General features: G+C 72.2%; 12 protein-coding genes. 3 read left to right on the top strand and 9 right to left on the bottom strand.

The features are described from left to right. Window positions 1-116: 116 nt before the first annotated feature. Genes P3T41_RS02695 through P3T41_RS02685 form a run of 3 tightly spaced genes read right to left on the bottom strand, consistent with a single transcriptional unit; the run spans window position 117 to window position 2586 of the window. The gene (locus P3T41_RS02695; protein WP_280687297.1) at window positions 117-1073 is read right to left on the bottom strand and encodes an NADPH:quinone oxidoreductase family protein; all 957 of its coding nucleotides are present in this window, start codon (window positions 1071-1073) and stop codon (window positions 117-119) included. Next, on the bottom strand, window positions 1070-1834 hold the full coding sequence (locus P3T41_RS02690) for an SDR family oxidoreductase (RefSeq protein WP_280687296.1): 765 nt from the start codon (window positions 1832-1834) through the stop codon (window positions 1070-1072). The genes P3T41_RS02695 and P3T41_RS02690 overlap by 4 nt, the downstream gene beginning before the upstream one ends. Continuing rightward, window positions 1831-2586 carry an SDR family oxidoreductase gene (locus P3T41_RS02685; protein ID WP_280687295.1) on the bottom strand — a complete coding sequence of 252 codons (756 nt, stop codon included), beginning with the start codon at window positions 2584-2586 and terminating at the stop codon, window positions 1831-1833. Before P3T41_RS02685 ends, P3T41_RS02690 begins: the two co-directional genes overlap by 4 nt. A 127-nt stretch (window positions 2587-2713) precedes the next feature. Between P3T41_RS02685 and P3T41_RS02680 the strand changes: the two genes are divergently transcribed. Continuing rightward, window positions 2714-3328, top strand: coding sequence for a TetR/AcrR family transcriptional regulator (locus P3T41_RS02680; RefSeq protein WP_280687294.1), 615 nt, complete (start codon window positions 2714-2716; stop codon window positions 3326-3328). A 7-nt stretch (window positions 3329-3335) separates the two neighbouring features. On the opposite strand, the gene P3T41_RS02675 is transcribed toward P3T41_RS02680, so the two are convergent. Beyond that, window positions 3336-5168 carry a hypothetical protein gene (locus P3T41_RS02675; protein WP_280687293.1) on the bottom strand — a complete coding sequence of 611 codons (1833 nt, stop codon included), beginning with the start codon at window positions 5166-5168 and terminating at the stop codon, window positions 3336-3338. A gap of 76 nt (window positions 5169-5244) precedes the next feature. Beyond that, window positions 5245-5868: a LysE family translocator gene (locus tag P3T41_RS02670; protein WP_280687292.1), complete on the bottom strand. Its 624-nt coding sequence runs from the start codon at window positions 5866-5868 to the stop codon at window positions 5245-5247. An 85-nt stretch (window positions 5869-5953) separates the two neighbouring features. Between P3T41_RS02670 and P3T41_RS02665 the strand changes: the two genes are divergently transcribed. After that, the gene (locus P3T41_RS02665; protein WP_280687291.1) at window positions 5954-6412 is read left to right on the top strand and encodes an Lrp/AsnC family transcriptional regulator; all 459 of its coding nucleotides are present in this window, start codon (window positions 5954-5956) and stop codon (window positions 6410-6412) included. 19 nt (window positions 6413-6431) lie between these two features. Here P3T41_RS02665 and P3T41_RS02660 read toward each other — a convergent pair whose 3' ends face one another. The 3 genes from P3T41_RS02660 to P3T41_RS02650 all read right to left on the bottom strand — a co-directional run bounded on the left by P3T41_RS02660 (window position 6432) and on the right by P3T41_RS02650 (window position 10380). Next, entirely contained in the window at window positions 6432-7346 is a 915-nt protein-coding gene (locus P3T41_RS02660; protein ID WP_280687290.1) for a serine protease, read from the bottom strand. A 134-nt stretch (window positions 7347-7480) separates the two neighbouring features. Next, window positions 7481-9607: an EAL domain-containing protein gene (locus tag P3T41_RS02655; protein WP_280687289.1), complete on the bottom strand. Its 2127-nt coding sequence runs from the start codon at window positions 9605-9607 to the stop codon at window positions 7481-7483. Then, a complete protein-coding gene (locus P3T41_RS02650) occupies window positions 9604-10380 on the bottom strand; it encodes an SAM-dependent methyltransferase (protein ID WP_280687288.1) in 777 nt (258 codons plus the stop codon). Before P3T41_RS02650 ends, P3T41_RS02655 begins: the two co-directional genes overlap by 4 nt. 292 nt (window positions 10381-10672) lie before the next feature. On the opposite strand from P3T41_RS02650, the gene P3T41_RS02645 reads away from it, so the two are divergent. Next, the gene (locus P3T41_RS02645) at window positions 10673-12661 is read left to right on the top strand and encodes an Ig domain-containing protein (protein WP_280687287.1); all 1989 of its coding nucleotides are present in this window, start codon (window positions 10673-10675) and stop codon (window positions 12659-12661) included. Window positions 12662-12730: 69 nt separating this feature from the next. On the opposite strand, the gene glmS is transcribed toward P3T41_RS02645, so the two are convergent. Beyond that, on the bottom strand, window positions 12731-14557 hold the full coding sequence (glmS, locus tag P3T41_RS02640; RefSeq protein ID WP_280687286.1) for a glutamine--fructose-6-phosphate transaminase (isomerizing): 1827 nt from the start codon (window positions 14555-14557) through the stop codon (window positions 12731-12733). Window positions 14558-14576 lie beyond the last annotated feature (19 nt).

Genomic DNA, 14576 nt, shown 5'->3' with positions numbered 1-14576 from the left:
GGGCCCCGCGCCCCCCGGGGCCCCCCCGGCGCGGGGGGGGCCGTGGGGGTCCCGCGCCGCCCCTCCCCCGGGGGCCCCCCGTCGTTGGGGGCCGCCGCCGGGGGCCCACCACTGTGTCAGAGCTCGATCACCACGCGTCCGGTGGTCTGGCCCTCCAGCACCCGCTGCACGCCGTCCGCCGCCTGCTCGAACGCCAGCCGCTCGCTCACCAGCGGGCGCACCACGCCCTGCTCGGCCAGCTTGGTCAGCTCGTCGTGCGCGGCCCGCACGGCGGCCGGGTCCTTGGTGTTGTAGAGGCCCCAGTGCAGGCCCAGGACCGAGTAGTTCTTCACCAGCGCGTGGCCCAGCGGCGGGGCCGGGATGGTGCCACTGGTGAAGCCCACCACCACGATCCGGCCCTCGAAGGCGATGCACTTGGTCGATCCGGTGTAGGCGTCGCCGCCCACCGGGTCGAAGACCACGTCCGCGCCACGGCCGCCGGTGGCCTCCTTGACGGCTGCCACGAAGTCCTCGCTCTTGCGGTCGACGACCACGTCACAGCCCAACTGCCGGGCCACCTCGGCCTTGTGCGGACCGCCGACGACGCCGATCACGGTGGCGCCGGCCGCCTTGCCGAGTTGCACGGCCGCGCTGCCCACACCGCCCGCCGCCGCGTGCACCAGCAGGGTCTCCCCCGCGCGCAGGGCGGCCCGGCGGTGCAGGGCGAACCAGGCGGTCTGGTAGCCGATGTGCAGCGCGGCCGCCTCGGCGTCGTCCAGCGCCGGCGGGGCCGGGAAGAGCGCCCGGGCATCCAGCAGCGCGTACTCGGCGAACGCCCCGCCGCCTGCCACCGGGTTGCCGATCACCCTTTCGCCACTGGGGAGTTCACCGCACAGCTCGACGCCGGGGGTGAACGGCAGCGGCGGCTTGACCTGGTACATCCCCAGGCACATCAGCGCGTCCGGGAAGTTGACCGCCACCGCGCGGACCTTGACCAGCAGCTGGCCCTCGCCCGCGACCGGCACCCGCGCGTCCTCGACCAGCCGCATCACCTCGCGCGGCAGCCCCAACTCACCTACCTGCCAAGCCCTCATGAGCGTCCCTCCACGATCTTGACCTGTAGGTGGTTCATCGCCGCCAGCCAGCCGTCCGGGTCGGCCGCGCGGTGCGCGTAGTAGCCGGCCACCTCGGGGTGCGGCAGGATCAGGAAGCGCTCGGCCTCGATCGCCCGCAGCACCTCCGCGGCCACCGCCTCGGGCTCCAGGGCGGTCGCGCCCATCAGCGCCTCGCCCACCTCGCCCGCGGCCTGGAGGATCTGGGTCCGCACGCCCTGCGGGCAGATCGCGTGCACCTTGACGCCCCGGTGGCGGTAGGTGGCGGAGAGCCACTCGGCGAAGGAGAGCGCCGCGTGCTTGCTGACCGAGTACGGCGCCGAGCCGAGCATGGTGAGCAGCCCGGCCGCCGAGACGGTGGCGATGAACCGGCCCTCGCCGCGCTCCAGCCACTCGGGCAGCAGCAGCTCGGCCGCGCGCACGTGGGCCATCACGTTGACCTCCCAGGCGGCGCTCCACAGCGCCTCGGGCGCCTCCGCGCCGCCGCCCGGCGCCACCCCGGCGTTCGCGCAGTACACGTCGATGCCGCCCAGCTCCGCGCGGGCGGCCTCGATCAGCGCCGCGACGCCCTCGCGGCTGGCCGCGTCGCCGGGCACGGCCACCGCGCCGAGCCGAGCGGCCGTCTCGGCGGCCACGTCGGCGTCCAGGTCGTTGACCACCACCGCCGCACCGCCCGCCACGAAAGCCTCGGCCAGCGCGGCGCCGATCCCGCGCCCGGCGCCGGTCACCACCACCCTGGTCACAGGCCGCCGCCCAGCGTCACGCCGCCGTCCAGCACCAGGGTCTGCCCGGTGATCCAGCCCGCCGCGTCGGAGAGCAGGAAGGCCACCGCCCCCGCGACGTCCTGCGGCACCCCCAGCCGCTTCAGCGGATACGGCCTGGCCGCCTCCTCCTCGCGGCCCTCGTAGAGCGCCTCGGCGAACTTGGTCTTGACCACGGCGGGTGCCACCGCGTTCACCCGGACGTTCGGGCCCAGCTCGCCGGCCAGCTCCATGGTGAGCCGGGAGAGCGCGGCCTTGCTGACCCCGTACATGCCGATGCCCGGCGAGGTGCGCAGACCCGCGATCGAGGAGACGTTGACCACCGCGCCGCCGTGCTCGCCCATCCAGGCCTGGTGGGCGAGCTTGGTCCAGGCGAGCGGGGCCAGCACGTTGACGGCGAAGATCTTGGCGGCGGCCAGCGGGTCGGCGTCCAGCACCGGGCCGAAGATCGGGTTGATCCCGGTGTTGTTGACCAGCAGGTCGAGGCGCCCGAAGGTCGCCATCACCTGCTCCACGGCGGCCTGCTGGTGCGCGGGGTCGTCGGCCTTGCCGGCCACGGCGATGGCGTGGTCCTCGCCGCCCAGGTCACGCACGGCCTCGGCGAGCGGCTCGGGGTTGCGGGCGGTGATGCAGACCCGGGCCCCACGGTCCACCAGCTCACGGGCGATGCCCAGGCCGATGCCCCGGCTCGCGCCGGTGACCAGCGCCACCTGTCCCTTGAACGAAAGCGTCATGGCGTCCTCTACTTCTCGGCAACTAAGCGCTTGCTTAGCATCTTGGCCACGGGGCACACTGTCAACCGTCCGGAGCCGACCGTCCGCACCCGCGAAGCGCTCCACCACCCATGCGAGGATGACGACCATGACCACCGAGCAGCACCTCACCGACCTGTGGCCCGGGGAGCGCCCCGAGGCCGCGCGTCGCCTGCTGCTCGCGGCCGTCGACTCGTTCGCCTCCCGCGGCTTCCATGCCACCACCACCCGGGACATCGCCACCGCCGCCGGGATGAGCCCGGCCGCGCTCTACATCCACTACCCCTCGAAGGCCGCGCTGCTCGCCGAGATCAGCCGCAACGGGCACGCGGCCACCCTCGCGCTGGTCGAGGAGGCCGCCGCCGCACCCGGCGACCCGGTGGCCCGGATGCGCCGGCTGGTCGAGCAGTTCACCGCCTGGCACGCGCGCGGCCACACGGTCGGCCGGATCGTCAACTACGAGCTGCGCGCGCTGCCGGCGGAGGACTTCGCGGTGGTCGCCGAGCTGCGCCGGCGGATCGAGGACGCGGTGATGCGGCTGATCGAGGAGGGCGTGGCGGCCGGCGTCTTCACCGTCGCCGAGACCCGCACCACCGCCCGCGCGGTCACCTCGCTGGGCATCGACGTGGCCCGCTGGTACAACGAACGCAGCAGCGAGAGCCCCGAGCAACTCGGTGCGCGGTACGGCGAGCTGGTGCTGCGGATGCTCGGCAGCCCTGCCTGATGCAGTGTCAGATTCCGGTGCTCAGCGTGTTGTTCAGGTGCGGACCCAGGTAGCCGACGTAGATCGGGCCGCCGTGCGCGCAGGCGTCGTGGAAGTGCAGTCGCGGCGCCTTGGCGTTGCCCGCGCCGATCCGCAGGTGGGCGCCCATGAAGACGGCGCCACTGGGGTCCACCGACTCCGGCACTGGAAAGGTCCGTTGCAGCCGCCAGGCCTTGCGGCCCGCCGTCTGCGGCGACTCGTCCCGCACCACCTTGCCCGGTGGGAAGCGGTGGCCGCCCGGCGGCGTCTCACGGCACCAGTGCAGGAAGTCGCGCACGTGCCCGCCGGACCGCTTGGCCCGCGCGTAGTCCTGCAGCGCGAGCAGCGCGTCCCAGGCGGTGGCCGCCCAATCCACGCCGAGCGCCTGGGCGTCCAGTTCCAGGGTGACCCGACGGCTGCCGGTGAAGCGCAGCTCGGACAGCTCGGCGAAGCGCTCCAGCAGCGTCTCGAAACCGGCCGGACCGCCGTGATGCGGACCGCGCGGTGCGATCGGCGCCGACCCCGCAGTGGCACCGAGGGTTGCCAGGTGGCTCTCCAGCTCGCGCAGCCTGGCCTCGGCGCCGCGCAGCCGATCGGCCCGCTCGGCCAGCTCCACGGCGAGTTCGAAGGCGTGCTCCTCCTTCTCGCGCAGTTCCAGGCGCAGCTCGTCGATCTCCTTCACCCGCGAACTCTCCTCGTGCGCGGCCTCGTCGAGCAGGCCGTTCAGCACGGCGTTGTCGGCGCGCAGCCGGGCCACCTCGGACCGGTCGGCGCCGGCGGCGGGCCGGGTGCGCAGCGGCGGGACGGTGGCCAGCTCGGCGGGCAGCGGAGCCCGCGCGGCCAGCCGGCGCGGCAGCCGGGCGAGGGCCTCGCTCACGGATCTTGTCGGCTGTGACACCAGCGGCTGACGCCGCGGGGCGCGCGGCTCCCCCAGCCTCCGGCCGGGAGGTGCCCCCACGGCGCCCGGCGGGCGTGCCGGCGGATCGTCCTCGTACTGGGTCGTACTTGGATGGTCCGCCGGTGCGTCCGTGGGGGTCCCCCCGGCCGAAGGCTGGGGGAGGGATGCCCGGCGTCGCGCGCCCGGCAAGATCCGTAAGCGAGGCCCTGGCGGCTGGGCGCCGTGCTCGCGCTGGTGCAGCAGGCCCGGGGTCGCCGGGTGCCGGAAGGCGTCGGCCGGCCGGTCCGGCTCGACGCCGGGCAGATAGGTGCGGGCACCGCCGACGGGGATCGGATGGTGCGGGAGCGCGTGGTGGAACGCGGGCTCCGCCTCGCGGGTGAGCAGGTACGGGACGGCGAGCCCGGGCAGCTCACGGGTCAGCGGTTCGGCGAGCTCGGGCGGGACGGCGAGCACCACGATGGGCAGCCGGCGGCGCTGGTCGCGCAGCTCGTCCAGCACCCGGGGCAGGTCGCCGGGGTGGACCGGGGTGGGTCGGGCGGTCACCGCCACCGGACCGTCCTGCGCCCGCAGCGCGGTGAGCAACGGGGCGGCGAGCCCCGGCGCCGGGCTCCACGCCGGATGGGCGCCCGGGGTGGCGGGCAGCCGCTCGACCTCCAGGCGCACCCAGGGCGCGGCGTCACCGGCCCGGGCACGCACCAGCAGCGTGGTCTGCCGCAGGCCGCCGGGCAGGCTCTCGCGCAGCCGCCAGCGGCTGTAGGCGCCGTGCAGGTTGGTCTCGGAGTCGACGTCCAGCCTGACCATGGGGGCGAGCAGGTCCACGCCTTCGTCCGCCAGCCAGGCGCGCAGCCGCGCGTCGGCGATCGAGCCGGTGGTGACGTAGTCGTGTCCGCTGGCGACGAGCATCCGGTAGGCGCTGGTGTCCACGGACCGGAGTCTGCCAGCGAACGGACTGACCGACCATCAGTTCACACTGGACCGGCGGTACTTCCGGAGGTCGGCGTCAAGCGCTCGCCGTCACCGCCGCCACCGCCAGCAGCAGCACCGCCGAGGCGGTGGAGACCCGGCGGGCACCCCGCTCGCTGTTGGCCAGCGAGCCGCCGGCCCGCCCGGCGAGCAGCGCCACCGCGCCGTAGATCCCGGCGCAGGCCAGCACGTTGAGGGCGCCGAGCACGGCCACCTGGAGGCCGATCGGCAGCGCGGCGTGCGGGGCGATGAACTGCGGGATCAGCGAGAGGTAGAGCAGCAGGCCCTTGGGGTTGAGCAGTGCGGTGAGCACGCTCTGCCGCAGCACGGCCGCCGTCGGCTGGTCGGTGGCGGCGGCCAGCGCGGGGGTGCCGCGACGGGCCGAGCGCAGCAGGTTGATCGCGATCAGCACCAGGTAGGCGGCGCCGACGTAGCGCAGCGCGGGCAGCGCGGCGGGTATCGCGCGCAGCGCCGCGGCCAGCCCGGCGGCGGCGAGCAGGGTGTGCGCGGCGTAGCCGGCGCAGATGCCGGCCACCGCGGTCAGCCCGGTGCGGCGCCCCTGGCCGAGGCTGCGGGCGACCACGTAGAGCCAGTCGGGCCCGGGGGTGCAGACCAGCAGCAGGTCCACGCCCAGGAAGAGCAACAGCAGGTGGGTGTTCATGATGCGGCGACGCTAACCGAACAGGCGTGGCAGCCGATGGCCAGTTCGTGCGACCTCACCGGCCGTTGTGGCAGGATATTGCGCCATGGACCGAATTGACCGCAGAATCCTGCGCGAGCTTCAGCAGGACGGCCGCCTCACCAACGCCGAGCTGGCAGAACGCGTCGGGCTGACCCCCTCGCCCTGCCTGCGCCGGGTGCGCCAGCTGGAGCAGGACGGCGTGATCCGCGGCTACCGGGCACTGCTCGACGGAGCGGCGCTCGGACTCGGCTTCCAGGCCTTCGTGACCGTGGTGATGGCCCGCGAGGACAAGCCGACGGTCACCGAGTTCGAGCGCCAGGTCGCGGCACTGCCCGAGGTCATCGAGGCGCACCGGCTGTTCGGCGACCCGGACTACCTGCTCCGGGTCGCCGTGGCCGACCTGGCCGCCTACGAGCGCTTCCACACCGAGGTGCTCTGCGGACTGCCCGGGATCGCCCAGGTCAACTCGCACCTGCCGCTGAAGCTGGTCCGACCCGACGAGGGCGTCCCCACCGGGGCATGACCTGCTGCGACCTGTTGAACTACTGCGGCTGGGGCAGCGTGCAGTTCGGCAGGCTGAGGTCCAGCTGGTTGCCGGGGTCGAAGCAGGAGGTCAGCAGATAGGTCTCCTCGGCGTAGTTGGTCCCCTGATGGACCGTCACATTGCCGTTCTGGTCGACCTCGCACGGGTTGTTCACGGTGCACTGCTCGCCGTTCTCGTTCCCGGTGTTGTTGACCGCGACCAGCAGCCCGGTACTGGTGTCGATCACCGGGGAACCCGAGGTCCCGCCGATGGTCTGGCACTGCGGCGTGTAGCGCACCGAGTCCTTCCAGGTCCAACTGCCCTCGTCCAGCTGGTAGACGAAGCCGTCGATCGAGCACGAGTAGGTGGCCTGCCAGTAGCCCGAGACCACCTCGATCGAGGTGCCGGCCACCGGGTGGTCCGGCGATATCGTCAACGGGCTGATCCCGTACTGCTGCTGGATGTCGGAGTAGCTGTTCGGCAGCTGATACAGCGTCACATCCGTGTTGGTCATCGTGGAGTACACCACCTGGGAGGCAGTGAGGGTACCGATGCCGTTGCCGCTCGCGTCCAGCAGCGTGAAGCTGCGGCTGGACGGCTGGTTCACGATCACCTGGCCGGGGTTCGGCATGCCGGTCTCCAGGCAGTGGCCGTTGGTGAGCACCAGCGCAGGGTCACCGGGCTGCGAGTTCGGCATCCGGACCAGCGATCCCGAGCAGTCGTCCAGCGCGACGGTGCCGGAGAAGTCGACGGTGGCGGCGTGAGCTGCGGGGGCGCCGTGGGTCGCGTGCGCCGTGGGGGCGGCGTGAGCAGCGGGCGCGGCATGGAGCGCGGGGGCGGCGGCCTGCGCGGGGGCGGCGCCGACCAGGGTGGCGGCGGCGCTCGCGGCCGCCAGCAGCGTCGCTGCCAGCGCGCCGGGGAGGGACTTCTTCACAGCGGGACTCCTTGTCATGGGGGATGGATCCCGTGCTTGGTCCCGCAAATTTGGCGCGGACATGACTACATGTCAAGAGTCCGCGTAACCGGTGACGCCCCCGCTTCCCTCCAGGAGCCCCCCGACCAACCGCCCTACTCCTCCCCCACCTTGACGATCCGCTCGGCGATCTGCTCCGGCCGCATCGGCCGTCCGAAGTGCCAGCCCTGGGCGCGGTCGCAGCCCATCGTGCGCAGGCGGTCGGCGTGGTCGGCGTTCTCCACGCCCTCGGCGGTGACGGTCAGGCCCAGGGTGTGGGCCAGCGAGACGAGACCGCTCACGATGCGCCAGCCCAGCACCTGCTCGCGACCGGAGTCCTTGAGGTCGCTGACGAAGGAGCCGGCGATCTTCAGGCCGGAGACCGGCAGATCGCGCAGGTAGGCGAGGTTGGACCAGCCGGTGCCGAAGTCGTCCACGGCGAGCGAGACGCCCATGTCGACCAGCGAGTGCAGGGCGCGCAGCGACTCGTCCTTCGGGCCGACCACCGCGCTCTCGGTGATCTCCAGGGTCAGCCGCTCGGGGGCCAGGCCGGTGTCCCGCAGGATCCGGTCGATGTCCGAGACCAGGCCGGCGTTGCGCACCTGGCGGACCGCCAGGTTGACGTTCACCTGCGGCGCCCGGTCGCCGAACTCGCCGACCCAGTCGGCGGCCTGGCCGCAGGCCTGTTCCAGCACCCAGCGGCCCAGCGGCATGATCAGGCCGGTCTCCTCGGCGGTGCCGATGAACTCGTCGGGGCCGAGCACGCCCAACTGCGGGTGGCGCCAGCGGACCAGCGCCTCGACCGCCGCGAGCGAGCCGTCGGCCAGCAGGCAGAGCGGCTGGTAGTCGATGAAGAACTCGCCGCGATCGAGCGCCACGGGCATCCGCACCGAGACCGCGTAGCGGCTCACCGCGCGGGCGTTGCGCTGCGGGTCGAAGAGGGTCCAGCGGCCGCGGCCCTCCGCCTTGGCCCGGTAGAGGGTCAGGTCGGCGGCCCGCACGGCGGCCATCGGCGTGGTCGCCGCCACCGGCCGCTCCAGCACGCCGACGCTGGCGCCGACGGCCAGCCGGTGCCCGTCGATCGGCACCGGCTTGGCGAGCGCCGCCAGCACCGTCTTGGCGGCCGCCACCGCCTCCGCCTCACCCCGGCAGTCCTCCAGCAGCACCACGAACTCGTCGCCGCCCAGCCGCGCCACCAGGTGCCCCAGCGGGCGCAACGCGGCCTCCAGGCGCAGCGCCACCGCCGCCAGCAACTGGTCGCCCATCTCGTGGCCGAGCGAGTCGTTGACCACCTTGAAGCCGTCGAGATCGACGTAGCAGAGGCCGAAGCGGGCGCCGGGCTCGGGGTCCTCGAAGATCGCCTCCAGCCGCTCGAAGAAGGCCGAGCGGTTGGGCAGGCCGGTCAGCGGGTCGTGGGTGGCCTGGTGGCGCAGCCGTTCCTGCAGGCGGTAGCGGTCGGTGATGTCCTCCAGCATCGCCACCTGGTAGACCGGCGTGCCGTCGTCGTCGCGGATCAGCGAGCAGGTCAGGTGCGTCCAGACCACCTCGCCGTCCTGGCGGTAGTACGGCTTGTCGAACGAGAAGTGCTCGCGCTTGCCGCTGACCAGCTCCTCGTAGGCCTCCCAGACCCCGGGGGTGTCCTCCGGGTGGACCAGGTCGTTGACCCGCCGGCCCTGCATGTCCTCGGGGCGGGCGCCGAAGATCTGCTGCAGCGCCTTGTTGGCCGCCAGGATGTTGCCCTCGACGTCGCCGATGCCGATGCCGATCGCGGCGCTCTCGAAGAGGGCGCGGAACCGGGCCTCGGACTCGCGCAGCGCCCGCTCGGCGTCCCGGCGGGCGGTGTCGGCGGCCAGCCGGATCGCCTCCTGCTCCTGGAGGGTGCGCTCGCGCAGCGCCGATGCCCAGCCGGCCGCGAAGGCACCGGCCAGCTCGGCGCTCGGGGCGCGCCCGTCGCCGGCGCTCAGCAGGCCGATCGCCCGGGAGAGCAGCTCGGAGTCGGTGAAGTGCGACTCGACCAGCAGCGCGCCGGCCTCGGCGGCGGCACCGACGTCCAGCGGCTCTGCCCGCTGGGCATCGTGCAGCAGCTCGACGGTGCGGCTGACCAGGCGGTTCAGGGCGCCGGGGTGCATCGCCACACCCTGGCTGCCGCGCAGCAGCCGGGCCCACTGATCCGAGTCGGGAGTGTCCGGATCGGTGGCGGACGCGGCGAGGTCTCTCTCGCCGGCCGGCTGCGACGCGGTCACGGCAAGAGCCCCACGCCGACCAGCCCGACCATCCGCTCCGGGTGCTCGGCGACCACGGTGGGCTCGTCCGGACGCCACTGCGGCAGGTAGACCACGCCCGGCTCGACCAGGTCGAAGCCGTCGAAGAAGCCGGTGATCCGCTCGACCGAGCGCATGGTCAACGGGGTGGGCGTGCGGTTGTACAGGTCCTGGTGGGTGGCGGCCTGGTCCGGGCGGCCCTCGATCGAGGCGTGGCAGATCGCCAGCGCGCTGCCCGGCGGCAGCGCCTCGCGCAGGGTGCGGATGATGCCCTCCGGATCCTGCTCGTCGGTGACGAAGTGCAGCACCGCGACCAGCAGCAGCGCCACCGGCTCGCCGGCGGCGAGCAGTTCCACCACCTCGGGGCGGGCGAGCAGCTCGGCGGGATCGGTCAGGTCCGCGTCGACCACCGTGCTCAGCGGGTCGTCCTGCAGCAGCAACCGGCTGTGCGCGACGGCGACCGGGTCCTTGTCGACGTAGACCACCCGGCTGTCCGGCTGGATCTCGCGAGCCACCTCGTGCACGGCGCCGAAGGTCGGGATGCCGGAGCCGATGTCCAGGAAACGGGTGAAGCCCCGCTCGGCCAGGAACGTGACCGAACGCCGCAGGAAGGCCCGGTTCGCCCGCATGATCTGCGGCAGGTCGGGCCACATGGTGATCGCCTTGCGCGCCATCTCCCGGTCGGCCGCGAAGTTGTGCGAGCCCCCCAGGTAGTAGTCGTAGACGCGAGCCGCTGCCGGCCGGTCAAGATCCATACCCTCGGGCACCCACGGTGGTCGCCGCATCAGGGACCCCATTTCGATATAGAACGACAAGAAACAGGCAAGAGGCCCAAAGATCATCCTACGAACCTCGGGGCGGCCGCAACCGGTGTCCAGAGTAGCCCGGTCGTTTCGCACAGGATCCAACGGCTTCCAAAGGACGACCGAACAAGAATTCCCAAAATCCCCTGCGCGGGTCTTGACCCATGTGACGGGTGACATGTGTCATTGCACCGTCAGCTGACTGATTCGCCCCCATCTCCCTCACAGAGAGTCAGGAATCCCTGTGCCCATAGCCCGCACTCCGGTCGGCGGCCGAGCCCGACGCCTGCTCCTGGCAGGTCTGGCCCTCGGCGTCGCCACCGCCGGACTCACCGGCACCGCGAACGCACAGAACGTCACCTCGGCCACCCCGACCAGCAGTTCGACGACCCCCACGAACACCCACCCGGCCGGCGAGGGTTGGCAGCAGATCAACGGGACCTGGGTGCAACTCGGCGCCACCCGGCCGCACGTGATGCCGAACGCCAAGACCTTCGCGGCGCAGCAGGCCGCGAAGGCGGCGGGCGCGAAGAGCGCGACGCCCGACACCGCGACGCCGAACGGCATCAACATCCCGGACAACAACTACGACCTGCAGATGACCTATCGCGGGGGCCAGGACTCGATCGGCGTCACCACGGGGCAGCCCAAGGTGTACCTGATCTACTGGGGAAGCCAGTGGGGCACCCCGGGCACCGACCCGAGCTCCGGGGACACCACGCTGACCGGCGACCCGGACAGTGCCGCCCCCTACCAGCAGGACTTCTTCAAGGGCCTGGGCAGCAGCACCGACACCTGGTCCAAGGTGATGACCCAGTACTGCGAGGGCATCGCGCCCGGCGGTGACCAGTGCCCGGCGAACGCCAACCACGTCGGCATGCCAGCGCAGGGTCAGACCCTGGCGGGCGTCTGGGTGGACAACGCCGCCGCGTCCCCGCAGGCCGCCACCGAGCCGCAGATCGCGGCCGAAGTGCTGGCCGCCGCCAAGCACTTCGGAAACGGCGACCCGAACCAGAACCGCAACGTGCAGTACATCATCAACACCCCCAAGGGCGAGGACTCGGACAAGTGGAAGGAGCTGGGCTACTGCGCCTGGCACACCTTCATGCGCACCCCGTCCGCCGGCACCCTGGCCTACACCCTGATGCCCTACCTCACCGACGTCCCGAACTGCGGCACCAACTGGATCAACTCCGGTGCGCGCGGCCGGCTGGACGGCTACGGGATCATCGGCGGGCACGAGTACGCCGAGACCATCACCGACCAGAACCCCTCCGGCGCCTGGACCGACGCCACCGGCCAGGAGATCGGCGACAAGTGCTCCTGGATCCCGTTCGGTTCGAACGGCGGGATGTTCAACCTGCCGCTCTCCACCGGGTCCTTCCCGGTGCAGACCATGTGGTCCAACTACGACCACCTCTGCATGGGCGACGACCCGACCTTCGGCAACTCCGCGCTGCTGGTGACCAAGCCGTGCGACCAGACCAGCCAGCTCGGCAGTGCGGTGAACTACGTGGTGCTCGCCTCGGACTCCGCCGGGCGGCCGATCCGCTACAGCGCCAAGGGCCTGCCGGCCGGGCTGAAGATCGACGCGGCCACCGGCCGGATCACCGGCAGCAGCAAGGCGACCGGGTGGCACACGGTCACCGTCTCGGGCTCCGATGACAAGGGCAACGCGCAGAGCCAGAGCTTCCGTTGGGGCTTCTTCAACGGTCCGCAGATGGGCTGCGCGCCGATCGAGCAGCTGAACGACCAGGGCTTCGAGAACGGGACCTCCGACCACGGCGTGTGGAACGCGTCCGGCTACAACATCATCACGCCGTCCAGCGCGCACGCCGCACACAGCGGCAACAGCTACGCCTGGCTGGGCCAGAACACCGCCACCGACGACTCGATCACCCAGTGGGTCGAGACCACCCCGGGCTACAGCAAGGAGTCGCTCTCCTTCTGGCTGAACATCACCGGCTCGGCCCAGGGCGCCTCGGCCCCCGGCGGCACCGCCGTCGACACGCTCTCGCTCGAACTCTACGACCAGTACAGCGGCCAGTACATGACCACCGTGAAGACCTGGACCAACCTGGACGCCACCAGCGGCTACCAGCAGCAGTCCTTCGACCTCACGCCGTACGTGACCAAGGAGTTCGGCTCGACGGTCGGCATCAAGCTGGTCTCGCACTCGACCAGCGGCAAGACCGCCTTCCTGATCGACGACGCCTCGGTGCACCTGACCTGAGCCGTCGTCCCGGGGCCCCTGCCGTCGGCGGACGGCAGGGGCCCCACCCTTTTCCGGGACCGTGCGGGACTACTCGACGGTGACCGACTTGGCCAGGTTGCGCGGCCGGTCGACGTCCCGCTTCAGCACCACCGCGGCGTGGTAGGCGAGCAGTTGGAGCGGGATGTTGAGCAGCAGCGGGTCCAGCTCGGGCTCGTTCTTCGGCACCAGCACGGCGTGGTTGGCGAGCTTGGTGTCCGGCGCGCGGTGGGCGATGGCCAGCACCCGGCCGGCCCGGGCCCGGATCTCGCCGAGCGTGGTGAGGTTCTTGTCGAGCAGCTCGTCGTCCGGGACCAGGGCCACGGTGGGCAGTTCGGGGCTGATCAGGGCCAGCGGACCGTGCTTGAGCTCGCTGGCCGGGTAGGCCTCGGCGTGCACGTAGCTGATCTCCTTGAGCTTCTGCGCGCCCTCGCGGGCCACCGGGTAGCCGCGCACCCGGCCGATGAACATCATCCCCTGGCAGTCGGCGTACTCGGCGGCCAGCGCGGCGATCTCCTTCTCCTGCTCCAGCACCTCGCGGATCTGGCCGGGCAGCGCCTTCAACCCGTCGACGATCCGCCGGCCGTCGGCCGGCGAGAGGTCGTTGATCCGGCCGAAGTGCAGGGCGAGCAGCGCGAAGGCGATCACGGTGGAGGTGAAGGCCTTGGTCGAGGCGACCGAGATCTCCGGCCCGGCGTGCAGGTAGATGCCGCCGTCGCAGGCGCGGGCGATCGCGCTGCCGACCGTGTTGACCACGCCGAGCACCTTGCCGCCCTTGCGCTTGATCTCCTGGACGGCGGCCAGCGTGTCGTAGGTCTCGCCGGACTGGCTGACCGCGACGTAGAGGGTGTCCGCCTCGATCACCGGATTGCGGTAGCGGAACTCGGAGGCCGGCTCGCTGTCGGCCGGGATCCGCGCCAGCTCCTCGATCAGCTGGGCGCCCATCTGCCCGGCGTAGTAAGCCGATCCGCAGCCGATGATCTTCACCCGGCGGATCTCGCGCAGCTCGCGGGCGTCCATGTTGAGGCCGCCCAGGTGCGCGGTGGCGAACCGCTCGTCGAGCCGGCCGCTCAGCGTGCGCTCGACGGCGCTCGGCTGCTCGTGGATCTCCTTGATCAGGTAGTGCGCGTGGCCCGCGGTGTCGTAGGAGTCGATCTCCCAGTCCACGGTGGAGGGCTGACGGTTCGTCGGAAGCGCGTCCTCGGTGAAGGTACGGAAGCCCTCAGCGCGGATCACCGCGAGTTCGCCGTCCTCCAGGTGCACCACCTGGCGGGTGTAGCGGACCAGCGCGGCGACGTCGGAGGCGACGAACATCTCCTTCTCGCCGATCCCGAGCACGATCGGGCTGCCGTTGCGGGCCACCACGATCCGGTCGGGCTGCTCCGCGTCGACCACGGCGATGCCGTAGGTGCCGACCACCAGGGCGAGCGCGGCGCGCACCGCCTCCTCCAGGTCGCCGCCCTCGGCGCGGTGCGCGGCGATCAGGTGGACCAGCACCTCGGTGTCGGTCTCCGAGCTGAAGACCGCGCCATCGGCGGTCAGCATGGCGCGCAGCTGGTCGGCGTTCTCGATGATGCCGTTGTGCACGACGGCGATCCGGCCCGCGTTGTCCAGGTGCGGGTGGGCGTTGGCGTCGCTCGGCTCACCGTGGGTGGCCCAGCGGGTGTGGCCGATGCCGGTGCCGCCCTTGAAGCGGGCCGGCACGGTGGCGGCCAGGTCGGCCACCCGACCCTTGGTCTTGCGCACCTTGAGGCCGCCGCCCTTGCCGGTGACGGCCACGCCGGCGGAGTCGTAACCGCGGTACTCCAGGCGTTGCAGGCCTTCGAGCAGGAAGGGGGTGGCGTCCTTGGGACCGATGTAGGCGACGATTCCGCACATGCTGGACGGGCTCCTGAGG

The sequence above is a fragment of the Kitasatospora sp. GAS204B genome (assembly GCF_029892155.1).
In the GTDB taxonomy this organism is placed as follows: Bacteria; Actinomycetota; Actinomycetes; order Streptomycetales; family Streptomycetaceae; genus Kitasatospora.
The sequence above is the reverse complement of the archived record's forward strand: the minus strand, read 5'-3'. Positions and strand labels throughout refer to the sequence as shown.

Excerpts from the sequence above, each read along its gene's own strand:
- P3T41_RS02695 (WP_280687297.1), bottom strand. The coding sequence starts at position 1,073 with ATGAGGGCTTGGCAGGTAGGTGAGTTGGGGCTGCCGCGCGAGGTGATG.
- P3T41_RS02685 (WP_280687295.1), bottom strand. The coding sequence starts at position 2,586 with ATGACGCTTTCGTTCAAGGGACAGGTGGCGCTGGTCACCGGCGCGAGC.
- P3T41_RS02680 (WP_280687294.1), top strand. The coding sequence starts at position 2,714 with ATGACCACCGAGCAGCACCTCACCGACCTGTGGCCCGGGGAGCGCCCC.
- P3T41_RS02670 (WP_280687292.1), bottom strand. The coding sequence starts at position 5,868 with ATGAACACCCACCTGCTGTTGCTCTTCCTGGGCGTGGACCTGCTGCTG.
- P3T41_RS02665 (WP_280687291.1), top strand. The coding sequence starts at position 5,954 with ATGGACCGAATTGACCGCAGAATCCTGCGCGAGCTTCAGCAGGACGGC.
- P3T41_RS02650 (WP_280687288.1), bottom strand. The coding sequence starts at position 10,380 with ATGGATCTTGACCGGCCGGCAGCGGCTCGCGTCTACGACTACTACCTG.
- glmS (WP_280687286.1), bottom strand. The coding sequence starts at position 14,557 with ATGTGCGGAATCGTCGCCTACATCGGTCCCAAGGACGCCACCCCCTTC.